The 25586-nt window shown below is 60.9% G+C and carries 23 protein-coding genes; 13 read left to right on the plus strand and 10 right to left on the minus strand.

What is annotated here, in order from left to right; all coding sequences use genetic code 11:
* Positions 1-226 precede the first annotated feature (226 nt).
* Positions 227-628, plus strand: coding sequence for a hypothetical protein (locus AB6809_RS11880; RefSeq protein ID WP_006046806.1), 402 nt, complete (start codon positions 227-229; stop codon positions 626-628).
* A gap of 110 nt (positions 629-738) precedes the next feature.
* Here AB6809_RS11880 and AB6809_RS11885 read toward each other — a convergent pair whose 3' ends face one another.
* Both AB6809_RS11885 and AB6809_RS11890 read right to left on the minus strand, forming a co-directional pair.
* The gene (locus tag AB6809_RS11885; protein ID WP_029965738.1) at positions 739-1791 is read right to left on the minus strand and encodes a rod shape-determining protein; all 1053 of its coding nucleotides are present in this window, start codon (positions 1789-1791) and stop codon (positions 739-741) included.
* 203 nt (positions 1792-1994) lie between these two features.
* Positions 1995-2654, minus strand: coding sequence for an alpha/beta hydrolase (locus AB6809_RS11890; protein ID WP_029965739.1), 660 nt, complete (start codon positions 2652-2654; stop codon positions 1995-1997).
* A 302-nt stretch (positions 2655-2956) separates the two neighbouring features.
* Between AB6809_RS11890 and AB6809_RS11895 the strand changes: the two genes are divergently transcribed.
* Together AB6809_RS11895 and AB6809_RS11900 are read left to right on the plus strand one after the other, a co-directional pair.
* On the plus strand, positions 2957-4543 hold the full coding sequence (locus AB6809_RS11895) for a DHA2 family efflux MFS transporter permease subunit (RefSeq protein ID WP_029965740.1): 1587 nt from the start codon (positions 2957-2959) through the stop codon (positions 4541-4543).
* Positions 4544-4644: 101 nt separating this feature from the next.
* On the plus strand, positions 4645-5559 hold the full coding sequence (locus AB6809_RS11900) for a glutaminase (protein ID WP_006046802.1): 915 nt from the start codon (positions 4645-4647) through the stop codon (positions 5557-5559).
* A gap of 143 nt (positions 5560-5702) precedes the next feature.
* On the opposite strand, the gene AB6809_RS11905 is transcribed toward AB6809_RS11900, so the two are convergent.
* Positions 5703-6584, minus strand: coding sequence for an NmrA family NAD(P)-binding protein (locus AB6809_RS11905; protein ID WP_371026728.1), 882 nt, complete (start codon positions 6582-6584; stop codon positions 5703-5705).
* Between the two features lie 296 nt (positions 6585-6880).
* Between AB6809_RS11905 and glmS the strand changes: the two genes are divergently transcribed.
* The 7 genes from glmS (at position 6881) to AB6809_RS11940 (ending at position 15285) form a co-directional block, all read left to right on the plus strand.
* The gene (gene glmS / locus AB6809_RS11910; RefSeq protein WP_029965743.1) at positions 6881-8719 is read left to right on the plus strand and encodes a glutamine--fructose-6-phosphate transaminase (isomerizing); all 1839 of its coding nucleotides are present in this window, start codon (positions 6881-6883) and stop codon (positions 8717-8719) included.
* A 133-nt stretch (positions 8720-8852) separates the two neighbouring features.
* Positions 8853-10385, plus strand: a complete 1533-nt coding sequence (locus AB6809_RS11915) for a N,N-dimethylformamidase beta subunit family domain-containing protein (RefSeq protein ID WP_029965744.1) — start codon at positions 8853-8855, stop codon at positions 10383-10385.
* A gap of 477 nt (positions 10386-10862) precedes the next feature.
* Positions 10863-11600, plus strand: coding sequence for a helix-turn-helix domain-containing protein (locus AB6809_RS11920; protein WP_006046798.1), 738 nt, complete (start codon positions 10863-10865; stop codon positions 11598-11600).
* Positions 11601-11612: 12 nt separating this feature from the next.
* A complete protein-coding gene (locus AB6809_RS11925; RefSeq protein WP_029965746.1) occupies positions 11613-11825 on the plus strand; it encodes a hypothetical protein in 213 nt (70 codons plus the stop codon).
* 158 nt (positions 11826-11983) lie between these two features.
* Positions 11984-12937: a GlxA family transcriptional regulator gene (locus AB6809_RS11930; protein WP_006046796.1), complete on the plus strand. Its 954-nt coding sequence runs from the start codon at positions 11984-11986 to the stop codon at positions 12935-12937.
* Positions 12938-12985: 48 nt separating this feature from the next.
* The gene (locus AB6809_RS11935; RefSeq protein ID WP_006046795.1) at positions 12986-14290 is read left to right on the plus strand and encodes a flippase; all 1305 of its coding nucleotides are present in this window, start codon (positions 12986-12988) and stop codon (positions 14288-14290) included.
* Positions 14291-14325: 35 nt separating this feature from the next.
* The gene (locus AB6809_RS11940) at positions 14326-15285 is read left to right on the plus strand and encodes a glycosyltransferase family 2 protein (RefSeq protein ID WP_029965750.1); all 960 of its coding nucleotides are present in this window, start codon (positions 14326-14328) and stop codon (positions 15283-15285) included.
* Between the two features lie 91 nt (positions 15286-15376).
* Here the strand turns inward: AB6809_RS11940 and AB6809_RS11945 are convergent, their stop codons facing one another.
* The 4 genes from AB6809_RS11945 to AB6809_RS11960 form a co-directional block, all read right to left on the minus strand.
* Complete coding sequence (locus AB6809_RS11945) at positions 15377-16444, minus strand: hypothetical protein (RefSeq protein ID WP_029965751.1); 1068 nt, start codon at positions 16442-16444, stop codon at positions 15377-15379.
* 73 nt (positions 16445-16517) lie between these two features.
* Positions 16518-17771 carry an LssY C-terminal domain-containing protein gene (locus tag AB6809_RS11950; protein WP_029965753.1) on the minus strand — a complete coding sequence of 418 codons (1254 nt, stop codon included), beginning with the start codon at positions 17769-17771 and terminating at the stop codon, positions 16518-16520.
* Complete coding sequence (locus AB6809_RS11955) at positions 17768-19057, minus strand: LssY C-terminal domain-containing protein (protein ID WP_035569500.1); 1290 nt, start codon at positions 19055-19057, stop codon at positions 17768-17770. Before AB6809_RS11955 ends, AB6809_RS11950 begins: the two co-directional genes overlap by 4 nt.
* Before the next feature lie 97 nt (positions 19058-19154).
* Positions 19155-19502, minus strand: a complete 348-nt coding sequence (locus AB6809_RS11960) for a hypothetical protein (RefSeq protein WP_081652969.1) — start codon at positions 19500-19502, stop codon at positions 19155-19157.
* A 554-nt stretch (positions 19503-20056) separates the two neighbouring features.
* On the opposite strand from AB6809_RS11960, the gene AB6809_RS11965 reads away from it, so the two are divergent.
* Positions 20057-20410, plus strand: coding sequence for a BON domain-containing protein (locus AB6809_RS11965; RefSeq protein WP_029965757.1), 354 nt, complete (start codon positions 20057-20059; stop codon positions 20408-20410).
* Between the two features lie 38 nt (positions 20411-20448).
* On the opposite strand, the gene AB6809_RS11970 is transcribed toward AB6809_RS11965, so the two are convergent.
* From AB6809_RS11970 to AB6809_RS11980, 3 genes are all read right to left on the minus strand, one after another.
* Positions 20449-21282: a class II glutamine amidotransferase gene (locus AB6809_RS11970; protein ID WP_006046788.1), complete on the minus strand. Its 834-nt coding sequence runs from the start codon at positions 21280-21282 to the stop codon at positions 20449-20451.
* A 139-nt stretch (positions 21283-21421) separates the two neighbouring features.
* Complete coding sequence (locus AB6809_RS11975; RefSeq protein ID WP_307259017.1) at positions 21422-21787, minus strand: DUF2964 family protein; 366 nt, start codon at positions 21785-21787, stop codon at positions 21422-21424.
* Positions 21788-21808: 21 nt separating this feature from the next.
* On the minus strand, positions 21809-22813 hold the full coding sequence (locus tag AB6809_RS11980) for a hypothetical protein (RefSeq protein ID WP_344676269.1): 1005 nt from the start codon (positions 22811-22813) through the stop codon (positions 21809-21811).
* 375 nt (positions 22814-23188) lie between these two features.
* On the opposite strand from AB6809_RS11980, the gene AB6809_RS11985 reads away from it, so the two are divergent.
* A complete protein-coding gene (locus AB6809_RS11985; protein WP_029965762.1) occupies positions 23189-24613 on the plus strand; it encodes a DUF3300 domain-containing protein in 1425 nt (474 codons plus the stop codon).
* 12 nt (positions 24614-24625) lie between these two features.
* Entirely contained in the window at positions 24626-25549 is a 924-nt protein-coding gene (locus AB6809_RS11990) for a DUF2950 domain-containing protein (RefSeq protein WP_029965764.1), read from the plus strand.
* Positions 25550-25586 lie beyond the last annotated feature (37 nt).

The following is a 25586-nucleotide window of genomic DNA, read 5'->3' on the forward strand; positions in this document are numbered from 1 at the left end:
TTTCAGTGGCATGCGACGTGCAGGCAGGCGCGACGTAAGGGACGAGATGGGCCGCTAACCGAAACAATGTTTTGCTGGCGCGGCACTGAGTGCTTGAGGGGTGCGTCTGCGATACTCGCTTCGTGTTTCGCTTGCCCGGCGAACACATCGCTGTCTTTGGCCCGCTGTAGAGGCGGGCCTCTTTTAATCAGCCAGAGCAGTCAGCCGAAAGAACAGGAAGAACCGAATGAACGCCTCTCTTGAAACGCTTTTTCCGGACCACGTCCATCGCGACGACAGCGCGGTTAGCGCGCTGAACCATCAGGACATCGTCGTCGCGTTGTCGGCGGCTTTGAAGACGCAGGATGTCGCGGTGCTGCACATGCTTTACCCGCGCACCGACGCGCGCACGCATCGCAGCCTCGATGCGCTCGTCGATGTGTTGCATGGACACGGTCTGCATGAAGTCGCCGATCTGATCGCGCACGAAGCGCACTATCTGCTGTTCAAGGACCCGGCGAAGGCGTGGAAAGCCTTCCACGAAATTCGCAACGACTCGCTCGCGATCGGCGTGCATCTCTACTATCACGGTCTCGTCGGCGAGGCAGCGGAACTCGCGCTCGACAAGGATGCGCATCGCAAGGGCTGACGAAGCCGCGCGGAACGCTCAGCGGTGATTCGCCGCGCGAGCGAGTGAGCGTGCGTGCGTGCCTATTTATGCAGGCACTGTCGCTTGCTGCCGCCTGATCGACCTTCGACTCATTCGCAAGCGAATTCGTCGAGCATGCCGGTCGCGGCCGCGGCGCCCGCGCCGCGCACGGCGCAGGTCAGCGGCTCGTCGGCGACGCGCACCTCGAGACCGAGTTCGTTCGTGAGACGCCGCTCGAGATTGCCGAGCAGCGCGCCGCCGCCGGTCAGCACGATGCCGTTGTGCGCGATATCCGTGATGAGTTCGGCCGGCGCCATTTCAAGCCCGCGCTTCACCGCGCCGATCACCTGGCGCAGCGGGCCTTCGATTGCATCGGCGATATCGTGGTTGCTCAACTGCACCGTGCGCGGCAAGCCGTCGTCGACGCTGCGCCCGGTCGCGTTCATGTGCTCGGCGGGCACGTCGCGCACGGCCGTGCCGATGTTCTTCTTCACGTGTTCGGCGGTCTGCTCGCCGAGCAGCACGCCGTACAGATTGCGCACGTAACTGACGATGGCCATATCGAAGCTGTCGCCGCCCACGCGGATCGAGCCGCTGTACGCGGTGCCGCCGAGCGAGAGCACGCCGACTTCCGTCGTGCCGCCGCCGATATCGACGACCATCGAACCGGTCGCCTCCGTCACCGGCAAGCCCGCGCCGACCGCCGACGCCAGCGATTCGCCGATCAGGCTCACCTTCCACGCGCCGGCCGCGACGGCCGCTTCCTTGATCGCGCGGCGCTCGACCTGGGTCGCGCCGGCCGGCACGCACAGCGTGAACGCGGCGCGGCGGCTGAAGAATTGCCGCGGACGCGCCATGTCGACGAATTGCCGGATCATGTGCTCGGCAGCGGAAAAGTTGGCGATCACGCCGTGACGCATGGGCCTCACGGCTTCCAGATTGCGCGGTGCGCGGCCAAGAAGCTGGCGCGCCTCGGCGCCCACCGCCGTCACGCGTTTCGCACCGCCCGCATGATCCTTCTCGAAGCAGACGACCGACGGCTGATTCAGCACGATGCCGCCGTCGTCGGTATAGATCAGCGTGTTGGCGGTGCCGAGGTCAACGGTCACAGCCTGGCGGAACAGTCGATCGAAAAGCGGGTGATGCGGCGTCGGTGTGGCCATAAGAAGGCTCTGTTATGTCGCTCGGTAGCGTCGCGCTCGCGTCGCCGATTCGCGTCGTTATTCCATGCGCGGCAGTGTGAAAATGCGCCCCGTCGCCCAGCCCGCGAGCATTGCGCAGTCCCGCGACGGGCGTGATTTTCGTGCTATGAGCAGTTAACGGCAAGCCGATCAATAACTTTAGCCCCGCTTTTCGAGCGGACGTATCAATCGCGCGACAATGCGCCGAGCGTGCGCTCCAGCGCGGCCTCGCCGAGCGCGACGCCGTCCGCGCTGATCGTATGGCCGACGCCCGGCAATGCGTACGCATCCACCGTGTAGCCCGCCGCGCTGAAGGCGTCGGCTGCATGTTCGAGCGCCTGCACCGGGATCACCTCGTCTTCCTCGCCGTGAATCAGCGTGAGCGGCGTGCCGTTGCGCGCGAGCACGGGCGACGCGAGCCGCCCCGAGTACGCGACGACGCACGCGGCGCCTTCCGCGCTCGTCGCCACATGATGCAGCGCCATGATCGAACCTTGCGAAAAGCCGACTAGCGCAAGGCGTCCGAAAGCAAGCTGCCAATGCGCGAGCTCGGCTTCGAGCATGCGCCGCATGGCCGCGTACGCGGTCGTCGCGCGCGCCTCGCGGTTGGCCTCGTTGATGTCGCGCAGACTGAACCACTGACGGCCGCCGAAGCCGCCGTCGAAGGGATCGGTGCCGTCGAGCGACGTGAAGGCGATGTCCGGCAGACGCTCGCTCCAGATGTCGGCGAGCGGCATGAGGTCGCGCGCGTTGCTGCCCACGCCGTGCATCAGGACCACGAGCCCTTTGGCGGGCGCCTGCAGCGGCGCACGCCGCCAGCCATGTTCGAATTGTTCCCAGGCCATATTGCTTTCCTTTGCTTTTTGCTTCAATTGATTCGCGGTTGATTCGCCGTTGGTTCGCGGTTTGATCGCGTTTAAAGGCGATTGATCGCGCGGCGCTCGACGTCGCGCTATGCGGTTTGGTTCTGTCCAGCCGCGAGCATACGCTGTCGGCTTCGTTCACGGCGCGTTGCAATGCCCGCAGCGGCGACGTCGAAAGATGATTACAGGTATGCTTTTGCGAGCATCCAGCGGACCCGCCGCGTAATACGGCCACACGCAAAGCCGCGCGCGAGGTCCGCGGCATATCGATCCGGGAGAATGTCTTGAGCCAATCCACGTCTGCGGAGTCGCCCGCGCCCACTTCCGCGCCGCCCGCGCCTCCGCCGCCGCTGAAAGGCGGCCAACTGGTGCTCGCGACCATCGCGGTCGCGCTTGCCACCTTCATGAACGTGCTCGACACGTCGATTGCGAACGTCGCGATTCCGACCATTTCGGGCAACCTGGGCGTTTCCGTCGACGAAGGCACGTGGGTCATCACCGTGTTCGCCGCGGCCAATGCCGTGTCGATTCCGCTCACCGGCTGGCTCACGCAGCGCATCGGCCAGGTGAAACTGTTTGTCGGCGCGATCCTGATGTTCGTGATCGCGTCCTGGCTGTGCGGCATTGCGCCGACGCTGCCGATCCTGCTGCTCGCGCGGGTCTTTCAGGGCGCGGTGGCGGGCCCGCTGATTCCGCTGTCGCAAGCCATTCTGCTCGGCTCGTATCCGAAGGAAAAAGCGTCGACCGCACTCTCGTTATGGGCGATGACCGCCACCGTCGGTCCGATCGCGGGTCCTGCGCTCGGCGGCTGGATCACGGACAGCTATAGCTGGTCATGGATCTTCTATATCAACATTCCCGTTGGACTATTCGCAGCCGGCGTCACGTGGATGATCTATCGCACTCGCGAATCGCCCACGCGCAAACCGCCTATCGACGTGGTCGGCCTCGGGCTGCTGATTACCTGGGTCGCGTCGCTGCAGATCATGCTCGACAAAGGCAAGGATCTCGACTGGTTCGCGTCGCCCGTCATCGTGATTCTCGGGCTGACCGCGCTCGTCAGCTTCGCGTTCTTTCTCGTGTGGGAATTGACGGAAGAAAATCCGATCATCGACTTACGGCTCTTTCGCGAGCGCAACTTTCTTGGCGGCACGATTGCCATTTCCGTCGCCTATGGCGTGTTCTTCGGCAACCTCGTGCTATTGCCGCAATGGATGCAGGAGTACCTCAACTACCGTTCCGTCGACGCCGGCCTCGTCACCGCGCCGCTCGGCATATTCGCCGTGATTCTCGCGCCGGTGATGGGCCGCGTGCTGCCGCGCTCGGACGCCCGCATCATTTCGACGATGGCGTTTGTCGGCTTCGCAATCGTCTTCTATATGCGCTCGAAATACGTGATCGAAATCGACACCTGGCATCTCGTGATACCCACGCTATTGCAGGGTATTCCGATGGCATTGTTCTTCGTGCCGCTGACGTCGATCATTCTGTCCGGACAGCCGCCCAACAAGATTCCTGCGGCGGCCGGCCTGTCGAATTTCGTCCGCGTGTTTTGCGGCGCGGTGGGCACCTCCGTCGCGGGCAATGCCTGGAACAATCGCACGGTGCTGCATCATGAACGGCTCACCGAACGCGCTTCCGTCGACAACCCGTTGTTCAATCAACAGATCGATTCGACGCAATCGCTGCTGCATCTGAATACGCAATCGGCGCACGCGCTATTCGATTTCACCGTGAATACGCAGGCCGCGATGATGGGCCTGAACGACATCTTCTTTGTATCGGCGGTCATCTTTATTCTGATCATTCCGCTGATATGGATTACGCGGCCCGCCAAAGGCGGCGGCGGGGATGCAGCCGGCGCGCATTGACCGTATCACGCGTATCGCACGTATCGCACGTATCGCGGAGCGCAATCGAACCGTTCGCGGATGCTTGCCAGTAGAATCGCGGCTCCACCGGATTGAGCCTCATGAACTACGCATCCATTCTCGAGCAGATTCATCGCGACTTGCGGCCTTATCTTGGCACGGGCAAAGTTGCGGATTACATCCCGCAACTGGCTAAAGTCCCGGCCGAGAGCTTCGGCATGGCAATCGTCACGGCGTCGGGCGAAGTATTCCGCACCGGCGAAGCGGACACGCGCTTTTCCATTCAAAGCATTTCGAAGCTATTCGCCTGCACAATGGCGTTCCGTCTGCTCGGCGACGCGCTATGGCAACGCGTGGGCCGCGAGCCGTCGGGCAATGCTTTCAATTCATTGGTCCAACTCGAGGCGGAGCACGGCAAGCCGCGCAATCCGTTTATCAATGCGGGAGCGCTGATCGTCACCGATGTACTGTGCCGGCGTTTCGTGCAAGCCGAAACCGCACTCGTCGAATTCATGCGGCGCGTGACCGGCGAGACGAGCATCGACTACGATTCGCGCGTCGCTCAATCGGAATTGCAGCACGCTCACCGCAATCGCGCGATGGCGCATTTCATGGCGAGCTTCGGCAACATGGAGATGCCGCCGGAAGTCGTGGTGGACGCGTATTGCCGCCAATGCGCAATCTCCATGAGTTGCGTCGAATTGGCAAAAGCCGCGCTCTTTCTCACCAATCACGGCGTTGTGCCTTCCACCGGCGAGCGGATTCTCGACACGAGTTCCGCGAAACGTCTTTCGGCACTCATGCTGACTTGCGGCACTTACGACGCCGCGGGCGACTTCGTGTACCGCGTCGGCTTGCCCGCTAAAAGCGGCGTGGGCGGTGGGATCGTCGCGGTGCTGCCCGGAGAAATGGCGGTATGCGTATGGTCGCCGGGACTCGACGCAAACGGCAATTCATTAGCCGGTGTACTCGCGCTCGAATGGTTGACGACGCATACAGGCAAGTCGATCTTTTAAGCGCGAATGAGCGGCGGCGTACAGACATCAACGATGAATAACGAGTAAGCGAATAGCGCGGTGCCCGGTTTGTTTTTAAACGCAAGCGTTGCGTCGCGCTATTCGTTATTTGCTTTTCGTCTGTAGTTCGCAGCTTAGGGTAATTATCGAGCGCCGCGCCTCACGAGTTCGGCCAGTACTGTCCGATAAGCGGTCTCGCCGATCACATGCTCGTTCGCGCCGCCCTCGAAGTCGATCCATCCGGAGTTAAAGCCGTCGAGCATTTCAATGCGCGGCGTCGGCCACGCCGTGCCTTGCGACTGGAACCGCGCTTCCCATTCGGCGCGCGGCACCGCCTGAGCCTTCACGTCGCGCTCCAGTACACTGCCCAGCAACGCCGCGATCTCATGCTGCGTGTAACGCTGCGGCCCTTCTATTTCGATGACGCGCCGCCCCTGCCACGTCTGCGTGAGCGTATCGGCAATCACGCGGCCGATGTCCGCCGTCGCGACCATCGGATAAGCGCGCTCGAGTGGCCGCAAAAAGCCCGGCATGACGCCCGTATCGCGCGCCGGTGCAATGTCCCATAGCGAGTTCTCCATGAACCACGCGGGCCGCATGATCGCAGTGGGTATGTGCAAAGCGGGCAGTTCCGCCAGTGCCTGCTCCAGAATGTGCACTTGAGCAATGAGCCCGAGGCCGGATTCACGGTGCCCGCCAACCGACGACAATGCCGCCACCCGCTCCGGCCGCGCATCGACTAGCGCTTTTTTCAGCACTGCAACTGCCCGATGTGCGTTCGGATAGCCGGGCTGCGGCGCGAAATTCGGCGCGAGCATTACGAACACGCCTGCGATTCCGCGAAATGCTGCGGCGAGCGCGTCGGCGTCTTCGAATGATGCAATGGCTATTTCGGCACCGCGCTCACGCCACTGCGCGGCCTTCGTCTCGTCGCGCAATACCGCACGCACCGCATGTCCCGCAGCCAGTAAAGCGCGCGCCGCCGCGCCGCCCACCTGCCCTGTCACACCGGTAATGGCATACATATCGATCGCTCCTTGAATGGTTAATGCGGTAGTGCGACGCATTCTCGCTGTTTAACCGTCATTTCACGAGAGCATGAATGTCATTTGTCTAATGACGGACCGGCATGCATATGTTTCAGGAATGTTGCGCGCGAAACCAACGTGCTCGTTACTTGCTCGTTAAGCGGACAACCGTTCAACGTTTCGCGCCGCGCTCGACTCGCGCCGCCTCGCGATGTCTATGCTTGGTTGCAATGCAACAGATCGAACAGCGCCAGTACTTTCGTATGAATCGCTGCGGAATCAGGAGACCTTCCATGTGCGGAATCGTAGGAGCAGTGGACCGCCGCGATGTCACTTCCACGTTGACCGAGGGCTTGCGGCGACTCGAGTATCGCGGCTACGACTCGTGCGGAATCGCGGTTCTTCAGCAAGGCGCACTGCGTCGAGTGCGCAGCGTCGCGCGCGTCGCGAGTCTCGCGGCAGAAGTTGCCGAAGCTAACCTGTCGGGAATGATCGGTATCGCACATACACGTTGGGCGACTCATGGAGCGCCTGTCACGAGGAATGCCCATCCGATCTTTTCCAGCGGCGAAATCGCCATCGTGCATAACGGCATCATTGAAAACCACGAGGCGTTACGAGAAGAACTGGGAGTACTCGGCTACGTGTTTGAGTCGGACACCGATACGGAAGTTGTCGCGCATCTGATTCATCATGCGTGGAAAAAGCAAGGCGGAGAACATGAAGGCGATCTGCTTTCTGCCGTGCGCCATGCGCTCGAACGGCTTCACGGCGCTTACGCAATTGCCGTATTCGCGAGTAGCGATCCGGGCCGGGTGATCGGTGCACGGGCCGGTTCTCCGCTCGTCATCGGCCTGGGAGAGCAAGGCAACTATCTCGCGTCCGACGTCATGGCGCTTGCCGGGACGGTGGAGAACTTCATTTATCTGGAAGAAGGCGATATAGCGGAATTGACACTGGACGGTGTACGGGTCGTCGATCGCGCCGGCCATGCGGTGCAGCGCGAAACCAAATTGCAGCGATCGAGCACGAGCGCAGTGGAACTCGGTCCGTATCGGCATTACATGCACAAAGAGATCTTCGAGCAGCCAAGTGTCATTGCAGACGCAATTGAAAACGTTCACACCATTACCGCCGACCTATTCGGCGCGGGGGCGCGGCACGCGTTTCGCGAAATCGACTCGCTTCTGATAGTGGCGTGCGGCACGAGTTATTACGCGGGCATGACAGCGAAGTACTGGTTCGAATCGCTCGCCAAAGTACCGGCGCAAGTGGAAGTCGCGAGCGAATACCGGTATCGCAGCAGTGTGGCAAGTCCCAATACGCTGGTCGTGGTCGTATCGCAATCGGGCGAAACCGCCGATACGCTCGCCGCGCTCAAGCACGCTCAATCTCAGGGTCATCGGCACACGCTGGCTATTTGCAATGTCGCAAGCAGCACGATGATGCGGCAGGCGCAGTTCCAGCATCTGACTAGTGCGGGACCGGAAATCGGCGTTGCGTCGACGAAAGCCTTCACGACGCAGCTAGTTGCGCTGTTCCTGCTCGCATTGACGCTCAGCAAACAGCGCGGGCGCCTTCCGGCCGCGCAAGAAGCGGCGTTTCTCGATCAACTGCATCGCTTGCCGGCGAAGCTGAACAGCGTGCTTGCGCTGGAAACGCAAATCGTCGCGTGGGCAGAAGCGTTCGCGCGTACAGAACATGCACTCTTTCTCGGCCGCGGCCTGCATTATCCGATCGCGCTGGAAGGCGCATTAAAGCTGAAAGAGATCTCGTACGTGCACGCGGAAGCCTATCCCGCAGGCGAATTGAAACATGGGCCACTTGCACTGGTGACGAGCCAGATGCCGGTCGTCACGGTGGCGCCCAACGACGCGCTGCTCGACAAGCTCAAATCGAATATGCAGGAAGTCAGGGCACGCAGCGGCCAATTGTATGTATTCGCCGATGCGGATTCACGAATTGCGAGTGGCGATGGACTTCGCGTGATCCGCATGCCCGAGCACTACGGCAGCCTGTCGCCGATCCTGCATGTCGTGCCGCTGCAACTGCTTGCGTATCACACCGCATGCGCACGCGGCACCGACGTCGACAAGCCGCGAAATCTCGCGAAGTCCGTCACTGTCGAATGAGGCATAGCGCACAGACGCACTGCGCGCATGGGTGTACAAGCAAACGGTTGCGCGGACATAAACCGCGCGCCGCAATGTAATCGGAACTCATTGGCGGGCCACTGCCTCGCTTATTCGCGCAAGGAAAGCGAACATGCAGATCTATCCGATTCATCCGAGCTTTACTGCGGGAGCCAGCTTTGAACTCGCGGTGCAGCCCGGCAGGCGCTTTAGCATCGCCATTTATCAGCAGCAGGACGACGACTCGCTCACGAGCCTGTGCGGCGTGGTGGTTACAGGTAAGAACAATGTGACCGCCAATCTGCTGGACGGCAAATACGTATTCCAATCTACAGGCAATAGCGCGGCAAAGCGCTTCGACGAGGATTGGAATTGGCCGACAATCGACATTCGCCCGAACGTCGCGAACTTGCACAGCGGCGCCTATGTGGCGATCGCCTATGAAGTCGACGCCGCAGGAAAGCCGACCCAGGAACTCGGGCGCGCGTGCGCCGCGCATCGGCCGATCTTCGCGGCACGGCCCGACAGCGACAGCATGGCGCTTGTGATCGCGCGCCCACGCACGCCCACCGCCACGCTCGCGTACATCATTCCGACGGCGACTTACCACGCCTATAACTCGACGGGTGGCGGAAGCTTCTATGACGACCGCATCCACCGTTATCGCGCCGCAAACAAAGTGAGCTTGCTCCGCCCCGGCGGCGGCCTCGGCGCACGGCTCGGCGAACCGGACGACCCCTACGACACACGCTCGACCCGTCAGCAATTCGCTCACTGGGACGCGAAGTTTATCCGGTGGCTGCGCAACGAAGGCATTGTCTGCGACTTTTATACGGATCTCGACTTGCACAGCGCGACCGCGCTCGACCTGACTCGCTACCGCTGCATGCTGAGCGTCGGTCATCACGAGTACTGGAGCGAGGAAATGCGCGCACATGTCGCGTATTTCGTCACGCAGGGCGGAAACGTCGCTGTTTTCAGCGGCAATACGTGTTATCGGCCTGTGAGGTTTATCGGCGCTGAACCGGGTCAACTCAGCGAGATGCGCAAGCTTGCAGACAACTGGGATGTACTCAAGGAACAGATCGATCTGGATCCGCGCGTAAGCGGCAATGAAAGCCATTTGATTGGACTGACCTATAAGCACGGCGGCGGCCACTGGGGCACGTGGTCGCGGTGGCGTCGCCGCTGGGTGAAGTGCGAGCGTCAGGCAATTGGCTTTACCGTCAAACGGCCGGACCATTGGGTATTTGCAGGAACTCAACTGCAACAAGGTGAAAGCTTTGGCGCAGAAGATCGGCTCGTCGGCTATGAAGCGGACGGCATCCCGCCGGACTGGCCCGACGATGCAATCGAAAGGCTTGCGGTTACCGAACGGCTCACAGGATGGGAAATGGGCGGTGCTGGCGCGATCGGCTTATTTCGTCCACTGCTGCGAGACGGCCGCCGCAGTGCGGGAGAAGTCTTTAATGTGGGTACGACAGACTGGGCTCGTGTGCTGACGGACAGCACGGCGCAGAGCCATGACGTCGTGCAGCAGATCACCCGCAACGTGATTCGCCAATACACCGGCGCGCAGGAGATAAACGCAACACAGCAGAAGCGTCCGCTGCACGAAGCGGCCGATGCAGGCGGCGAAGCCGCGTTGCAAACCGACGCGGGTTGAGCGCAATGATGGTCATGAACGCAGTGACCGTTGCGCACACGATGTTGTCCGCTCGTGACGCGCTTGAGTCGATGCTTCAAGCGTGTGAACAAACGCTTTCTACGGTATTTAGCAGCGCTTCTCAGAACTTTCGAAACGGGCTTCATTACGCGTTTTTCTTGCCACATTTCTTATCGGTTTAACGCCTTTGACACAGTACTCGAACCGGCGGTTGAACCGTCCGGCGCCCGCGCTCGTTCGTCGCGCGGCACGCCATCGAGCACCTCTACGTTGTCAGCCAAGGTTGGCCGGTGGAGGCTGAATTTAGGTGAGCACGCAACCAGCCTTACAGCGTATCCTTCCATTCAAATCCCAAACGAAGAAAGATTGCGTAAGCATCGTCTTCTCCAACGCTTCTTCGCTCGCGCCCAACACAAGCACTGTCATACCTGAGCGGCATTACCAATAACTCGTTAGACCTGAACACCAGGAGACAGCATGAATAAACTCGGCCCCGCTAGTTGCCTCCTGCCGACTGATAAAGCGGCACAAGTACTTCGTCTAATTAATACGAATGCACATATCGACATCGTTTCAAGCCGCGATCTTCAATCCGGCGAAAACGAAATGCATCTCGATCAATCGGCTACTGCAAACGCGATGTCTATTCCTCGCGCGCCCGAGCACGCCGATAAGATGCAAATGCTGATTGCGCCGGATACGGATGCAACTCTCGCCTCTATCGTAAGGTCCAATTTGAATTGTCAAGATTTAATTGCGCCGGTATGGATCCTGGACCACACAGTTCAGGGCGCCGTGATTGCACGCGCCGCCGAAATACGCATCAGCTTCTTTCCGCAGGCAGATGATGCTAGCGGCGCAACGTCCGTTAAGCCGAAGCGCGAAGACGAGAAGATTCACGCGCTCGCGCAGTGGCTCACTGAAAACTGCGAGCACGACATTTCGATTGCCGAAGTCGCTCAGCGCGCCGCGATCAGCGAACGAACCTTCTTGCGCCGGTTCCGGCAACAGATCGGCACGCCGCCTTCCGAATACCTGTTGAGGGCTCGGCTCGACCGGTCGCGCAGGCTGCTAGCCGACTCCGATCTTCCGGTCGACAAGATCGCTCGGCGCAGCGGCATGGGCAACGGGTCGCAACTCGCGAAGCTCTTTCGCAAGCGCTTCGGAGTCTCGCCAACGGAGTTTCGGCGCCGCGCCCGCACGGGTTCCGCCTAAGCGAGTGCGACCATGGAAGAAGGCCGGCCGCGGGGTCACTGGCGAGACCAGCCCTTGGCTTCGCGTGCCGAAAGGTTTGCGTTCACCGTGATATTGACTGGCTTTGCAACGGTTTATGTCGTGGCGGTGATTGTCGTTTTTCTGGTGGTGGCGATTGTATTGATTCCGGTGCGGATTTTCTGCTCCATTGCCGACGCTATCCGGGCCGCAAAGCGGCGCGGATAACCGCGGTTTCAGAAGATCCGCGCATTGGCGAGGCGCGACAAGCAATTGGCGGCTGCGCCGCCGATTAGCGGACTTTTACCGAATCCGCGCTCACTACAATTCAGGCTGTTGCCAGACTTTTAGTGCATTTGATAAATATATTGGGAGCCCTAATCGTGATGGATCTCGTTGAACTCTCCAGGCCGCACGTCGATGAGAAGCCCGACTGCCTGGAACCGCCGAGGCACATTGGCCTTCTCGTGTCGCAGAACTTCTTCACGGCAAGTACTGGCGCGATTGGCGATGCTTTTCGCCTTGCGAACATGGCGCAACTGCATCGTGGCGAAGACCCGCCGTACCGGCTTACGGTATTGTCAGAAGAAGGCGGCGTCGTCACGAGTTCGTGCGGCATTTCGATCTTCACGGAACAACTGAGCCGTTACAGCGTGGGCGATTTTCACGCGTTCTTCGTGGCGTGCCGCGACACGGCGGCGCCAACGGAACCGAATGACCGGCTGCATTCGTGGATCACGCGTCACGGCGCAATGGCATCGCTTCGCATCACGCAAGGGTCGAAGCTCGCAGTGGTTTACAAAAACGCTTCACGGCTGGCAGTACCCGTCTTTCTATTCGACGATGACTTCGTGGCGTCCCGCATCAACGGGGCAACGCCCGCCGAGCTGGCCCTTTCGCAGATCGAGCGCGACCTCGGTCCGCAGATCGCCAGAAAGGTCGCGCTTGAACTGCAGACGAATGCGATCAAGCACACAAGGCCACGCGAAGGCGACGCCAAATCGCTCACCACCGCAAGCAAGGTTCGCGAGTCGGCCCGCTGGATCCAGGAGAACTACAGCAAGCCGATTTCCGTTGCGCAGGCAGCCGAATCCGCGGCAATGAGCAAGCGCAATTTCCGGCGCCGTTTCAAGCAGGAATTCGGCATGACGCCGCTGGAGTACCTGCTGCGCACGCGCTTCGACGTGGTCCGGACAATGCTGAGTTCCACCAATATCCCAGTTGGGAAAATTGCGCGGCGGTGCGGAATGGGCGACGGTAATCGTCTGGGCCGTCTCTTCAAGGAAAGGTACGGCATGTCGCCCACCGAATTCCGTGCACAGCGGCATTTGAGCCTGTAGAGCGGCTTGACGCATGAGGAAAGCCACTATTGCACCAGGCGTATTTTTATGACGACTCCGATTCGCAACACGCTGTTCTATCTGATTCTGATTCAGGGCGGCAATTACATCGTACCGTTGCTGATGTTGCCGTACCTGGGTCATGTACTCGGTGCAAGAGAGTTCGGGGTGTTGGCCTATTGTCAGGCTGTCGCGCAATACATGGTGCTGCTGACCGACTATGGCTTCAACTTCACCGCAACGCGACTCGTATCGGTCAAACGCGGCGACGCTCACGGGCTCGCCGAGGTCTATACGAGTACATCGGCCGCGCGGCTCGTACTGGTTGCAGCGGCGCTTCTTCTGATCGTAGCGGGCATTGCATTCGTGCCGGATCTGCGAGATCACGCCGATGTACTGGGCGCGCTATTTCTCGGCATCGTCGCCAACGCGGTTACGCCGGTATGGCTGTTTCAGGGCCTGGAACGCATGCGCGCGTTGGTGTTGCCGACGTTTGTTTCGCGGCTTCTCGGTCTCGCCTTCGTCTATCTTGCAGTGAAAGGACCGGGCGATGCCGCGCTTGCCGCATTGGGCGTCAGTCTCGGCAATGTACTGCTCGCCATTTGCGCGCTGTGGATTCTTCATCGCAACAGGCTGGTGAAACTCGTCGGCATATCCACGAGAAAGATTGTCGACGCGCTGAAAGACGGCTTTCCGTTGTTCCTCTCTTTTGTATTGATCAGCTTCTATGTGAACTTCAACTCGATTCTGCTGAACTACTTCCACGGACCGGAAGTGGTCGGTCAGTTCGCGATGGCGGACAAGATTCGCGTGGCCGCGCAGGCCATGTTCATGGTGATCAGTCAGGCTTTCTATCCGCGCATCAGTCAATACCACGCGACCGATCCGCAAGCCGCGCAGCGCCTGATGCGAATGGCGATGCTCGCCGTGTTCTCGACATCGATCAGCCTTTTTGTCGGCATCGAATTGCTCGCGGCGTGGGGTATCGAAACATGGGTTGGGCCGCAGTTTCATGCATCGATTCCTCTCTTGAGACTCGAAGCCGTCTTGCCGCCCATCATCAGCGTCGCTGTCGTATTCGGCGATCTCGGGTTGCTCGCTCAAGGCCGCGCGCGTTCGCTCACGAATGTGTTTCTCGGCGCGACTGTTCTGCATCTTCTCTATGTGGTTCCGCTCACCCGCTACGGCGGCGCGAAAGGAACGATCGTCGCCGTGATCCTGACCGAGGTGGTCGGCGCGGTGGCCTTCATGTGGCTGTATTTCCGCGGCGTTGCACCTGCCTCGCGAGGCGCGGCGCTCATGCCGGTTGCATCCGGGGCGCGTCAGGAAGCACGCGGCGCGGATGCTGGTTGAGTTGCGGTTCTGCTATCAAACAATCGAGGTGCCTTATGCCCGCTTTTTCCATCATCGTGCCGGCCTACAACGTTGAGCACTATCTCGACGAAGCGCTCGCGAGCGTTGCGGCCCAGTCCTTCACGGACTTCGAGCTGATCCTTGTCGACGACGGCTCCACGGACGGCACCGCCGCGATTGCACAGCGCTATTGCGACAGCGACTCGCGCTTTCGCTACGTCTATCAGCCGAATCGCGGGCAATCCGCGGCACGCAATCTCGGCACTTCGCTGACCACGGGCACGTATGTGTACTACATGGACAGCGACGACCTGATCGACACCGACACGTTGAGCGTCTGCCACCGCGAATTCAGCAATCCCGAGATCGACGCGGTGATGTTCGAAGCCGCGGTATTCCCGAACGATGCGCCGATGTACAAGCAGGAAGTCAACGGCTACCGCCGGCCGCTCGGAAGCGCGACGTTGTGGTCGGAAGAGTTCGTCGTCGAATCGTTGCGGCAAGGGCGCTATTTTGTTTCGCCCTGCTGCTTTATCACGCGGCGTTCGGCCATCGGCAATCTGCGTTTCATAGAAGGCATCGTGTATGAGGACAATCACTTCTTCGCTGCGTTGTTGCTACAGCAACGACTTAAGCTGGCAGTGCTGAACCAGGCGCTCTTTAAAAGAAGATTGCGCATGGATTCGACGATGTTCACGACGAAGACGCTGCACCACTACAACAGCATGTACCGGTTGCTTCACGAGGTGTCGGCGCTGTCTTTCATTGCGCTCGATCCGCCGGAGCGCGCGCGCATCAAGCAGGAGATCATCGGCAAGACGCTCGGCGATCTGCATTTCGCAAGCGCGCTGGTCGGCCCCGATCTGAAGCTGCGCAGCATGAACGTGGCGGCGACGTGGTATGTGGCCACGCATATCTCGCCGCGGCTTTTTTCGGCGAAGCGTCTGTTGCTCGCGCTCGTGCCGGAACTGTATCGGCTGAAGCCGGAAGTTTGAGTTGCTTTAAAGCTGGGTCGCTTTCTTAGCACGGCGTCGCGATCATCGCGGCGTCGCGCGCTAATAGCGATACTCCATAAAGGCACTGCCTTCACATTCCGGAAGTTGCCATATCCTCTTCCACGAAACGCAGAATCGCCTCTGTCAGTGCCTCGCGAGGGTAGGCATTTTGCGTGACGAACAACGATGCGATCGTCGTGTGGGTTCGAGAGACAGGCACGGCCAGTGCCCAGTGATCCGCATTGACGTAACCCATCAAGACGCTGCCGGGCACAACCTGATCGTAGAAGATCACCTGGCTGTCGTTGCGGGCGTCGACTCGTGAGAGTTTTTCGTAGCTCGATTCGAGTATCGACGAAATGCGCTCCGGCTGTGGAAAGGTCACGAGCGAGTAGTAGCGCAGATCGCGCGGAAGCGGATGGCTGGCCATCCACGCCCTGCGCGTGACGGGCCGCAGGCTTTGCACAGCGCCGCCGTCTCCCGAGTGGCAAGCCGCGCCCGGAAAGTGCCGCAGCATGTCCGCCTGGTATTGCTCGGCGTCGTTGGCAAGCGGCGATCCGCCAACCGCCCCCGCCGCGCTGACGACAGCCGCCACGCGGCTGCGAATCTCCGGATACGCGACGACGGCCTCGAGAATATCGGCCGCGCCCTTCGAGTAGCCGATCAGCACCAGTTGCGCTGCGCCTTCGGACATCGGCATGGCCATCACGGCGTCGCGGATCTGGCGTGCATTGTTCGCCGAGCCCGACAGCCCGTCCACGTTCAGCATGATCCCGTCGTAACCGGATTGCCGCAGGTTTTGAACGACGGTGTTCGGAGGATTCAGCCACGGCCTGAAGCAGTCGTACCCGATGCCGGGCACCACTGCCGCGATGAGGTGGCGTCCCGATCGCCCGAGATCGACGGGCGCACCTGTACCGGCAGGCTCGGCGCCCACGCGTGTGAGTGCGTCTTCGCAGGGACGGTAGTCAGGCAGCGCTGAGCCGTGCGCTTCGAGCACCGCACAGTAAATCTCGCGAAAGCGGGCCCGCTTGTCTTGCACGCCGGCCTGCGATGCCTCCACGAGAGCGAGGGGCGGCGTCTCCGTCGAGTAGGGAATGAGCGGCTTCGTTGCGCATGCAGCGAGCGCGAGAATGGCCGCTAGCGCCGCGCCGTGCATGCAGTGCCTGCTCCATGCCCGCCGATGCACAACGCGCCGGTGCACGGCGCCGCTTCGCTGCTGACGGACCGCCTTACTTACCTGCATCGCCACCCTCCCGGTTCGTGGAGGACTCGCGCTGCTCGAGGTATGGCACCCACTGGAGCAATTCCACGTTCGCAAAACTGAGCGGTCGAGTGGCAAAGAACATCACGGCGCGTAGTCCGTCGGTGTGATACGGCGCGCCGTTCAGCGTTGTCCGCGGGTGTGCCTGTGGCGATGGACCGACGCCGTACACAAAACCGAGCTTGTCGAGACCGCCCGAATACATCATGTCCTGAATGAGGAAGTTCCTGGCCTCGTCGACGTCATCATGAAGCGTGTCATCCGCCGTATCGTGATGCGCGAAGCGGCCCCCGACAGGACGTCCGGCTTGCGCGACATACACCGGGTCGCCGTTAAAGCGAATGGGCGTGAGCCACGCACGCAATGAAGTCGACAACGCACCCGCCTGGGCCTGCTTGCGCAGCACGACGTCGGGCGTGCGTCCGAATAGCCACTGCGAATAGTCGCTTTTCCGCATCTCCCGGCGATAGCTACGGCGCACCATCGCGGCGCCGATGTCTCCCAGTTTGCCGATCACGATCACATTCAAAGGATCGCCTTCGGTCTCGCCGTGCTCGCTCGTCGCGCAGCGCGGCATCCGTTCGAGCGCGGCCCGCAGCGACGCGAGGTCGTGGTAGTCGGTCAAAGCCGCCTGCTGGTACTGGAATGGAGTGAGCGCGAAACGCGGGTCGGCGGCGTCGTCCGGTACGGGTAGAAACAGTGAGAAAGGAATCAGTGTTCTGCTTGCGAAAAGATCGATGTTGACGAGCTTGATCTGCCGGTCAGGATTGGCGAAAAGAAAGCCGCTGCGCGTTTCTCCAGCCGGGACGGGATTTTTGAATCCAAGCTTGTTCAAGTGGCTGTCGATGTCCGCGTTCGTCGCGCCGCCGAGAAGCGTGTGCATGGACCATGCGACTTCGAGTGGCGAAAAGTAGTCCGGGTCGGTTCCGGAGTGCAGCAACCATAACGCTTGCGGTGTATGGTTCTCGACTTCGATCCAGAGCGGCTGAATGTTGCTGCTGCCGATGTCGGCGCCGATCATGCGCCTGCTGTCGTCGACGCCTAGAACGGCTACGCTGACGCGCGCGCCTTGCCTCGTGTCGCTGACCGCGCGCTGACGCAGCGGCGCATCGTCGGGGCTGACGGGCGCGGTCCAGGTCGCACAGCCGCCACAAACAAACAGAAGCACAACGCTGCCGGCAACGCGCGTCAACGCACGCCAAAGCGTTGGCCATTCGTTCATTGATCTGCTCCCGCGGGCACGGCGTTGAACTTTGCAACCGACTCCCATGGAAAAAATTCGATACCCGAGAGCGAGGTGGGCTGCCGGTCGAATACAAGGACCTGGCGAAGGCCGTCGGTGTAGTACGGGTCCGTAGTCAGATTCTGGCCCGGTGCGCTTTGCGAAGCTGCGCCGACTCCTTTCACGAAGCCGATCTTCTGCAGGTTCTGTGAATAGGCCATGTCCTCGGTCAGCGCGGTACGTGCTTCGTCCACGTCGGGATCGATCTTGTGCGTCGTCAGCGTGGGTGAGTGAAATGTCAGACGCACGCCGATATCCCGGCTGATCTGACCGACCCACACGGGCTTGCCACGGTAGCGCATCGGGCTGAGCCAGAGCCGCAAGTGATTGCGCTGGTGGATGGTGTCGCGCGCCTTCTGCAATGCGAGGTCCTGCGCCCGCCCGAACAGATAGAGATCGCTCACGGGTGCATTGACATAGCGCTCGCCGGAAAATGCGGACGTGACGGTCTTCATGATCGAGCCGGACCATTTCTGTTCGGTCGGACTCCAGCCTCGTCTAACGAGTGCGGGAAATGCGTCGTCGAGACCGCCCACGATGACGAGATTGAGCGGGTCGCCATTCTTCGCGCCGTCTTCGCTGGTTGCGCAGCAGGGAAGCGATTCGAGCGCGGCGCGCAACGCGCTGTCGTCGGTGTAGTCCACCATCCTCCCCGGCGGATAGACCTCACGGCGAAACACCGCGCTAACGTGGTAATCCGCGTAAAAGCCGGGCACCACCATGAGGAAGGAAAATGTTTGTGCCCGACCGCTTGCGACAAGATCAAGCTGAATGAGCTTGGCGCCCTCGGAGAGATTGGTCAGGATATAACCGGACACAGTGTGGCCCGGCAGCACGGGGTTACGGAAGGCGAGTGCGCGAAAGCGTCGCTCGATGTCATCGCCTGCCACCGACGATTTGCTGCTGGCGAATGCTTCGGCCGCTTCGGAGGCGGGAAAGAAGTTGGGGTCGAGGCCCGGCGACATCAGAAAGTAGCTGGACGTGTCGTCGTTTTGCACCTCGACCCATAAGGGCTGAATGCCCTTTTTCGCGAGCGCTACGCCATAAACGCTCTCGCTCTCTTCGGCCGAAAGCACCGAACCGGAAACACGGAGTCCTCGTTCGCTACGCGTGACGGCGCGGCTTTGATAGTCGAGTCCGCCGGCGCCCGGCAACGTGATGGCGCAACCGCATAGCATGAAAGCAACGACAACTGCAGGCAGCAGTCGATTCACGATGTGATCCATCGCGTCACCCATTTGCCGCGACCCGGGGCGGCGTTCCCGTCAGTGAACCGGGGTGAATGCTTCTGGAGGCAGAGTCATTTGAGTACCTGTTCGCCGCCTAAAGGCAGCCTCCTACATCTCCCATCGCATTGCTGCCTCCTCCGCTACCTGCACGGAAGCCGACCGACGTTTTGCTATTACCCGTCCACGATGGCCGCACCACGGCGGCTGCGCCACCCGGAGGCTGCTGACCTGGCACATAGACATCCATGGCCTGGTCGTTCGCCACGATCACCTGCGATATGACCTGTTGTTGCGACCGGTCGGCCCAGTCCTTCGCGATGCATTGCGCAACGACAGGCGTAGACCGTTGGCTTTCTCCGACCGCTTGCGCGCCCGGCGGCATGGGTTGGTTTGCACACGCTGACACAGCAGCGGTCACGAGAAGAAGCGATAACGGTTTCATTTTTCACGTCCGGTTGAATGTTGCTTTTGAAAAGGCGCGTGGATCAACGCCGCGGTGGTCCTCGAGTTACTGCTGACGGGCCGGCTCCAGAGCATGGGCACTGGATACAGTTACCGTCGCGGCGGATTCAGAGGGCGGTGGCAAGGCGACCTCGCTACCCTCGGTAGAGCCAACGGCAGACGGCGTCACCGCAGCGACGGCGGCAGGCGGTTCCGGTGTACGCGGAGCCGCTATAAGAAAGCCACTCGATGTCAAAAAGATTGCGAGTAACAGGACAAATTCCACGGCCACTCCAGTTCGATATCATTGCAGGCTCGCATGGCACCTGTGAGTACTTGGCAGCTCACCGGTCCATCCGCTCGCTCTTTACAAGCTTAACCAGCCGATATACCAGGCCAATAGGACCTTGGTCCTACACTTCGCGGGCCGGCTTTGAAAACCGGGCCGCGTGGCGCCTTTCAAGCTGCGTAGTTATTTGCAGAATGACATTTGATCGGCGCGCAACGTTGGCTATCTTTGATTCACGAACGTCGGAATCAACAGGAGAGGCAATCATGAAAACACCGCACGCCGTGACTTGTTTTGTCTTCGCGGGATGTGTCGCGTTAATGCCAAACGTCCATGCGCAAACCGCCAACGCCATGCCGGTGGCGTCGAATCCCGGCGCAGGTTCAGGCAGTGCCACGCAGGCGGACAAGAAGCTGGCCCGCGACGTTCGCAAGGCGTTGTCCAGAGCGCCCAACTTCAACGTATCGAACGTATTCGTTAAGGCGCGTGGCGGTGTCGTGACATTATCCGGAAGCGTGCCGGACGGTCCTCAGATCGAGCAGGCAGCAGAGGTGGCGATGAGCGTGCCGGGTGTAACGTCGGTGAGCAACCATCTCTCGCTTTACACGAAAGGGTATTAACGCTTCGCCGCGGACAAGCGCGGCGCTTGCGACGATCGTCAAGCCGCTCGCGGCTCGAATGCAAACCGCTCGACCTCGCCGCCGCGCGCAACCACCGCCGTGCTCTCCGGAATCTCCTGCCACCAGCCCGGCAAATCGGCGAGCGGCTCCGACACGACCAGAAACGCGTCCTGCCCGGCCATCGCAATGCGCGGATCGTCGGGATACAACTCGTGCATTTGACGGAACGACGTATTGTGAAACAGCGTGCGGGACTGCCGTTCGCTCGAATAACGCACAGCGATAATCTGCTCGCCGTCGGTTGCACAGACGGTCATGTTCAGCGGCTCTTCAACGCCGTGGCGGCGGCCCGTTTCTTCGACGAACGCGACCATCCTCTCGAGCGCAGTGACGGGCGCGAGTTCCAGACCAAAGGTTAGCGCGAGGAAGAACAGCACTTCCGAGTCGGTCGAGCCCTCGATAGAAGCGAACAGTTCGGGCGCAATCGCGACCATCAGATCACGGCGCACGGCCGGATACTTGCGCACGACACCGTTGTGCGCGAACAGCCAGCGGCCATGACGAAACGGATGACAGTTGGTTTCCTGTGACGGCGTGTCGGTCGCGGCCCGGATGTGCGCCATGAACATCGGCGCGTGGATTGCCCGCGCCGCTTCGCGCAGGTTGCGGTCGCTCCATGCCGGCTGAATGCAGCGGTAGCGAAACGGAATGTCGGTCGGATGGCCGTACCAGCCGATCCCGAAACCGTCGCCATTGGTGGTCGTGTGGCCGAGACGCGAATGAAGGCTTTGATCGATCAGCGAATGCTTCGCGTTGAAAAGCACGGTTTCAAGCTGAAGGGGATTGCCGGAATAAGCGAGCCAGCGGCACATGAGATGTCTCCGTGTATCGGATACGCGTTGATTCCGCCAGCCAGTTGCAGCGGAGCGCTATCCAGAACGTCATCAAGAAGGGAAAGAACACACCGCCCGCGCCACTCGGGTGAGAAGCTGGTCCGCAGCACGCACAGTGCTATCGTGAGACCGGCTTCTTTTTGCTGGAGAGGCCTGGAACGGATATCAGGTTGAGCGCAATCACCGCGATCGCGATACCCAGAAAAACCGCGAGTACGCCATAGCGGAATTCGGGTTGGCGGTCGTACAGCAAGCCAGTGATGGTCGCATAGAGACCAGCCAGCCAGATAGCGACGCCGACCAATGCGATCGCAACCCGTCTTTCCGATTTTTTCATCACGACCTCGGCAATCAGCGCTGGTTCTCTAAACATATTAGTGCGGCGGAGCCATGTTTTCCAGAACTGGTCGTATACGTGCCGAAGAAAACCAGCGCCGTTCAACGCGAGGGCCGTGCAGCGGTGGCAGGAAGACACGAGTCGCATTCTTCTCGCCGCCCCGCTGCGTTAAAAACTCACAGCGAAGCCGATCGAAACGCCGTGCACGTTGTGCCCGAAAACATATCTTGCGATCAACCGTGTGCGGGTAATGACAACGGGATACCTGCTGCTATCGAGTTCAAGCCCCACACCCAATGACGTCAGGTCGTTGAATCCGAGCACGCCCGCGCTGTCCCCGAAATAGTGCGAATAGGCAGTTTCGAGCACGTAGCGCACGGGCCGGTCCAGTGCGTGCCAGCCGGTCGGCGCGCGCCAGCGGGCCCACAGGCTGAACTGCTGCGCGGTCGCCGAACCCTGCACCGCCTCGGACGAGCCACCGAAACTGCGAAGGTAGATATCGGTCGCACGCAGTTCGACGTCGATTTCATAGTTCTCCCGATAGTGCTCGTAATCGAGCATGAGCGAGCCGCCATAGCCGTATGCGTCGAGTGAGCCGTTGTCGAGAAACTGCAGATTGCTGTCCGTGACGCGATTGATAACCGTCTGCCCTACCCTCAGATCGCTCGAAACGCGCCCGATGGTGCCGTTCAGTATCGGCCGAAATACCAGTTCATCGGTGATGTGGAAGTCCCACCCGATGCCCGCCGTCGTGCTGAACGTGTTCCAGCGCGTCGGCAACGGCCGCTGTTGCGCGCCATCCGTGGCGACAAATGTCGGATCGTAGCGGCTATACGCCAGCGTGCCTTCCAGATACAACGGAAATGACTTGCTGAGCGTGAAGCCACCGCCCAGTTGTGTCTGGCCGAATCCGGGATTGCCAGTGGTGCCGCTATTGATCGAAAGCGAACTGGTGGTCACATCGGGTACTGTCGTGTAGCTCATGACGGCGAGTACCGCATCTGCGTGCCGTTTCACGTTACCGCCTACAACGGCGCGGCTCGACAGCGCATCCGGCGCGACCTGCGCGCGGGACTGCAAGGAGATCACAATCAGGACGATACCCGCGCACGTTATCGCCCTACTGTTCGCACTGCTGCGCCGCGCGCGCAACTGGTTTGAAGCCGACTTCATGGCTGTGCTGCGCATACGCACTCCAGTTCGTATCGGCACCTCTCGGGCCGGCGGTACATTTCAGACATCGTCATGAAAAATCCGCCAATCGCCCGTGAAGCCATTCAATGAATGAACGGCGACCGTGTCACGCTCTCGCAATTGCCCCGAGCGCCGCATCGATTAACGAAGCATAGCGGCTCGCGGTGAATAAAACTTCGCGATCTGCCGCATGAAATCGGCAAATGATATCGGCATTAAGGTTCCAACATCCCGGGGATGTTCTAAGATTGTATTAAGCACTATTTCGTGTTCAGCATAGTATCTGCAATTCACCGTCGTTCACAACCGGCCCGATTATTTCGGACACCTTCTTACCATCCCGAAGGAGCGGCCATGTTCCTGTGGAATCAACGATGGAGCACGGCGCTATGCCGGTGGTCACTGGTCGCCCTGACCGTCGCCATGACGACAGGTATCGCGCATGCGCAAAACGACGCTGCACCGCCAACGCCGCCCTTCAAGCCCGAAGAAATAGAGGCGCTGGTCGCGCCGATCGCTCTCTATCCGGACTCGGTGCTGTCGCAGGTGCTCATGGCCTCCACGTATCCGCTCGAGATCGTGCACGCGGCGCGCTGGGTCAAATCCAATCCGAAAGTCAAGGGCGACGCCGCCGTGAAAGCCGTCGAGAATCAGCCGTGGGATGTCAGCGTTAAATCGATGGTTGCCTTCCCGCAAATTCTCGAGCCGATGAACGACAAGCTCGACTGGACGCAGAAACTCGGCGACGCATTCCTGGCGCAGCAGAAAGACGTACTCGATGCCGTTCAGAGACTCCGCGCCCGCGCCAAGGAATCGGGCAACCTGAAGTCGAACGAACAGCAGAACGTCGTGGTGGAGCAGGCGCCCGCCGGTGGGCAAACCATCGTCAAAATCGAGCCTTCGAACCCGCAGGTCATTTACGTACCCGCGTATAACCCGACTGTGGTCTACGGCTCGTGGAGCTACCCGACTTATCCGCCGACCTACTGGCCGCCCTACCCAGCCTACTACCCGGGCGGCGCGCTGATGACGGGCTTCGCATGGGGCGTCGGGCTGGCGGCCGCGGGTGCGATCTTCGGAAATTGCAACTGGGGAGGCGGCGACGTCAACATCAACGTCAACAAGGCCGCCAACATCGACCGCAACTTCGATCGCACCAAGGTCCAGGGCGGCGGACGCTGGCAGCACGACGGCAGCCATCGTCAGGGCGTCGCGTATCGCGACAATGCCACTCGCGACAAGTATTCGCGCAACGTCGGTGGGGCCGAGGGGCGTAACGACTTTCGCGGCCGCGACTCCGGCAACGGCGCACGTGCCAATACTGCCGACCGTGCGAACGCCGGCGATCGAGGCAGAACCGGCGACCGCACGAACGCGGGTAATCGCGATTCGGCGGCGGACAGATCGAATGCGGGTAATCGTGATTCGGTGGCGGACAGGTCGAACGCGGGCAATCGCGGAGGAACAGCTGACAGGTCGAACGCAGGCGATCGCGGCGGCGTCTCGAACCGCCCGAGCACCGGTGAAGTATCCCGCGCCAGCGACCGCGCAGGCGGCGCAGGCGGCGCAGGCGGCGGCGTAGGCGCAGGCAGCGCAGGCGGTGCTGCCGGCGGAGGGCGCGACAATGCCTTCCAGGGCGTAGGCGCGGGCGGCGCAACTCAGCGCAGCGCCGATCGCGGGCGTTCCAGCATGCAAAGCTCGAACTTCAGCCGCCCGAGCGGCGGAGGCGGAGGCGGAGGTGGCATGCGCGCGGGCGGTGGACGCGGTGGAAGACGTTAGGGAGACCACAACATGTCATCGATGTCACGAATCCGGCGGCGCACCGCAAACAGCGCGTTGCGCATCTTCACGTTTGCATGTGCAATGGCTCTGGGCGGATTGCCCTCGGCGCATGCGGAGCAAGACTTTCGTTCTCCCGATGCCGCGATGAACGCATTGGGCGAAGCGGTCAGCCGCAACGAAGAGACGGCCCTGCAATCCATTCTCGGTCAGAACTTCCGCACGCTCATTCCACCCGTCGGCGCCGAGATCCGCAGCCGCTTTCTCGATGAATGGGCTCAGTCGCATACAGTGCAGCAGATCGACGATCGTCATGCGCGCATTGCGGTCGGCACCGACAACTGGACTTTTCCCATCCCACTCGTGAAGCGGACAACAGGATGGCAGTTCGACATGAAGGCGGGCGCCGAAGAAATGCGGGAACGCCGGATCGGCCGCAACGAGCTTGCCGTCATCCAGACGATGCTTGCTATCTATGACGCTCAGCATGACTACGCGCTCACGGACCACGATGGCGACGGCCTGCTTTCCTATGCGTCGAAGCTCGCGAGTTCGCCCGGAAGACAGGACGGCCTCTACTGGCCGACGCAGGCAAACACGCCGGCCAGCCCGTTGGGACCCGCGTTCATTCAGGCGCGCGCGCGGCAGTCAGCGGATGCCGGTTATCACGGCTACCAATACAGGCTGCTGACCTCGCAAGGACCGCACGCACCAGGCGGCGCTTACGACTATCTCGCGCATGGCAAGCTCTATGGCGGCTTTGCTGTCGTCGCGTGGCCCGTGCGATACGGCGACACGGGTATCAAAAGCTTCATGGTCAGTCACGCGGGCCAGGTCTACGAGCGTGACCTGGGTCCGGACAGCGCGGCCAAGGCGAAGGCGATGACGTCGTTCGATCCCGGACCCGGCTGGGCAGAAGTGCAGCCACAGCGTTGATAATCAGCCGGACCTGGCGTTCGGCCGCCACAATCGT

The organism is Paraburkholderia sp. RCC_158 (assembly GCF_041355255.1).
Taxonomy (GTDB): domain Bacteria; phylum Pseudomonadota; class Gammaproteobacteria; order Burkholderiales; family Burkholderiaceae; genus Paraburkholderia; species Paraburkholderia graminis.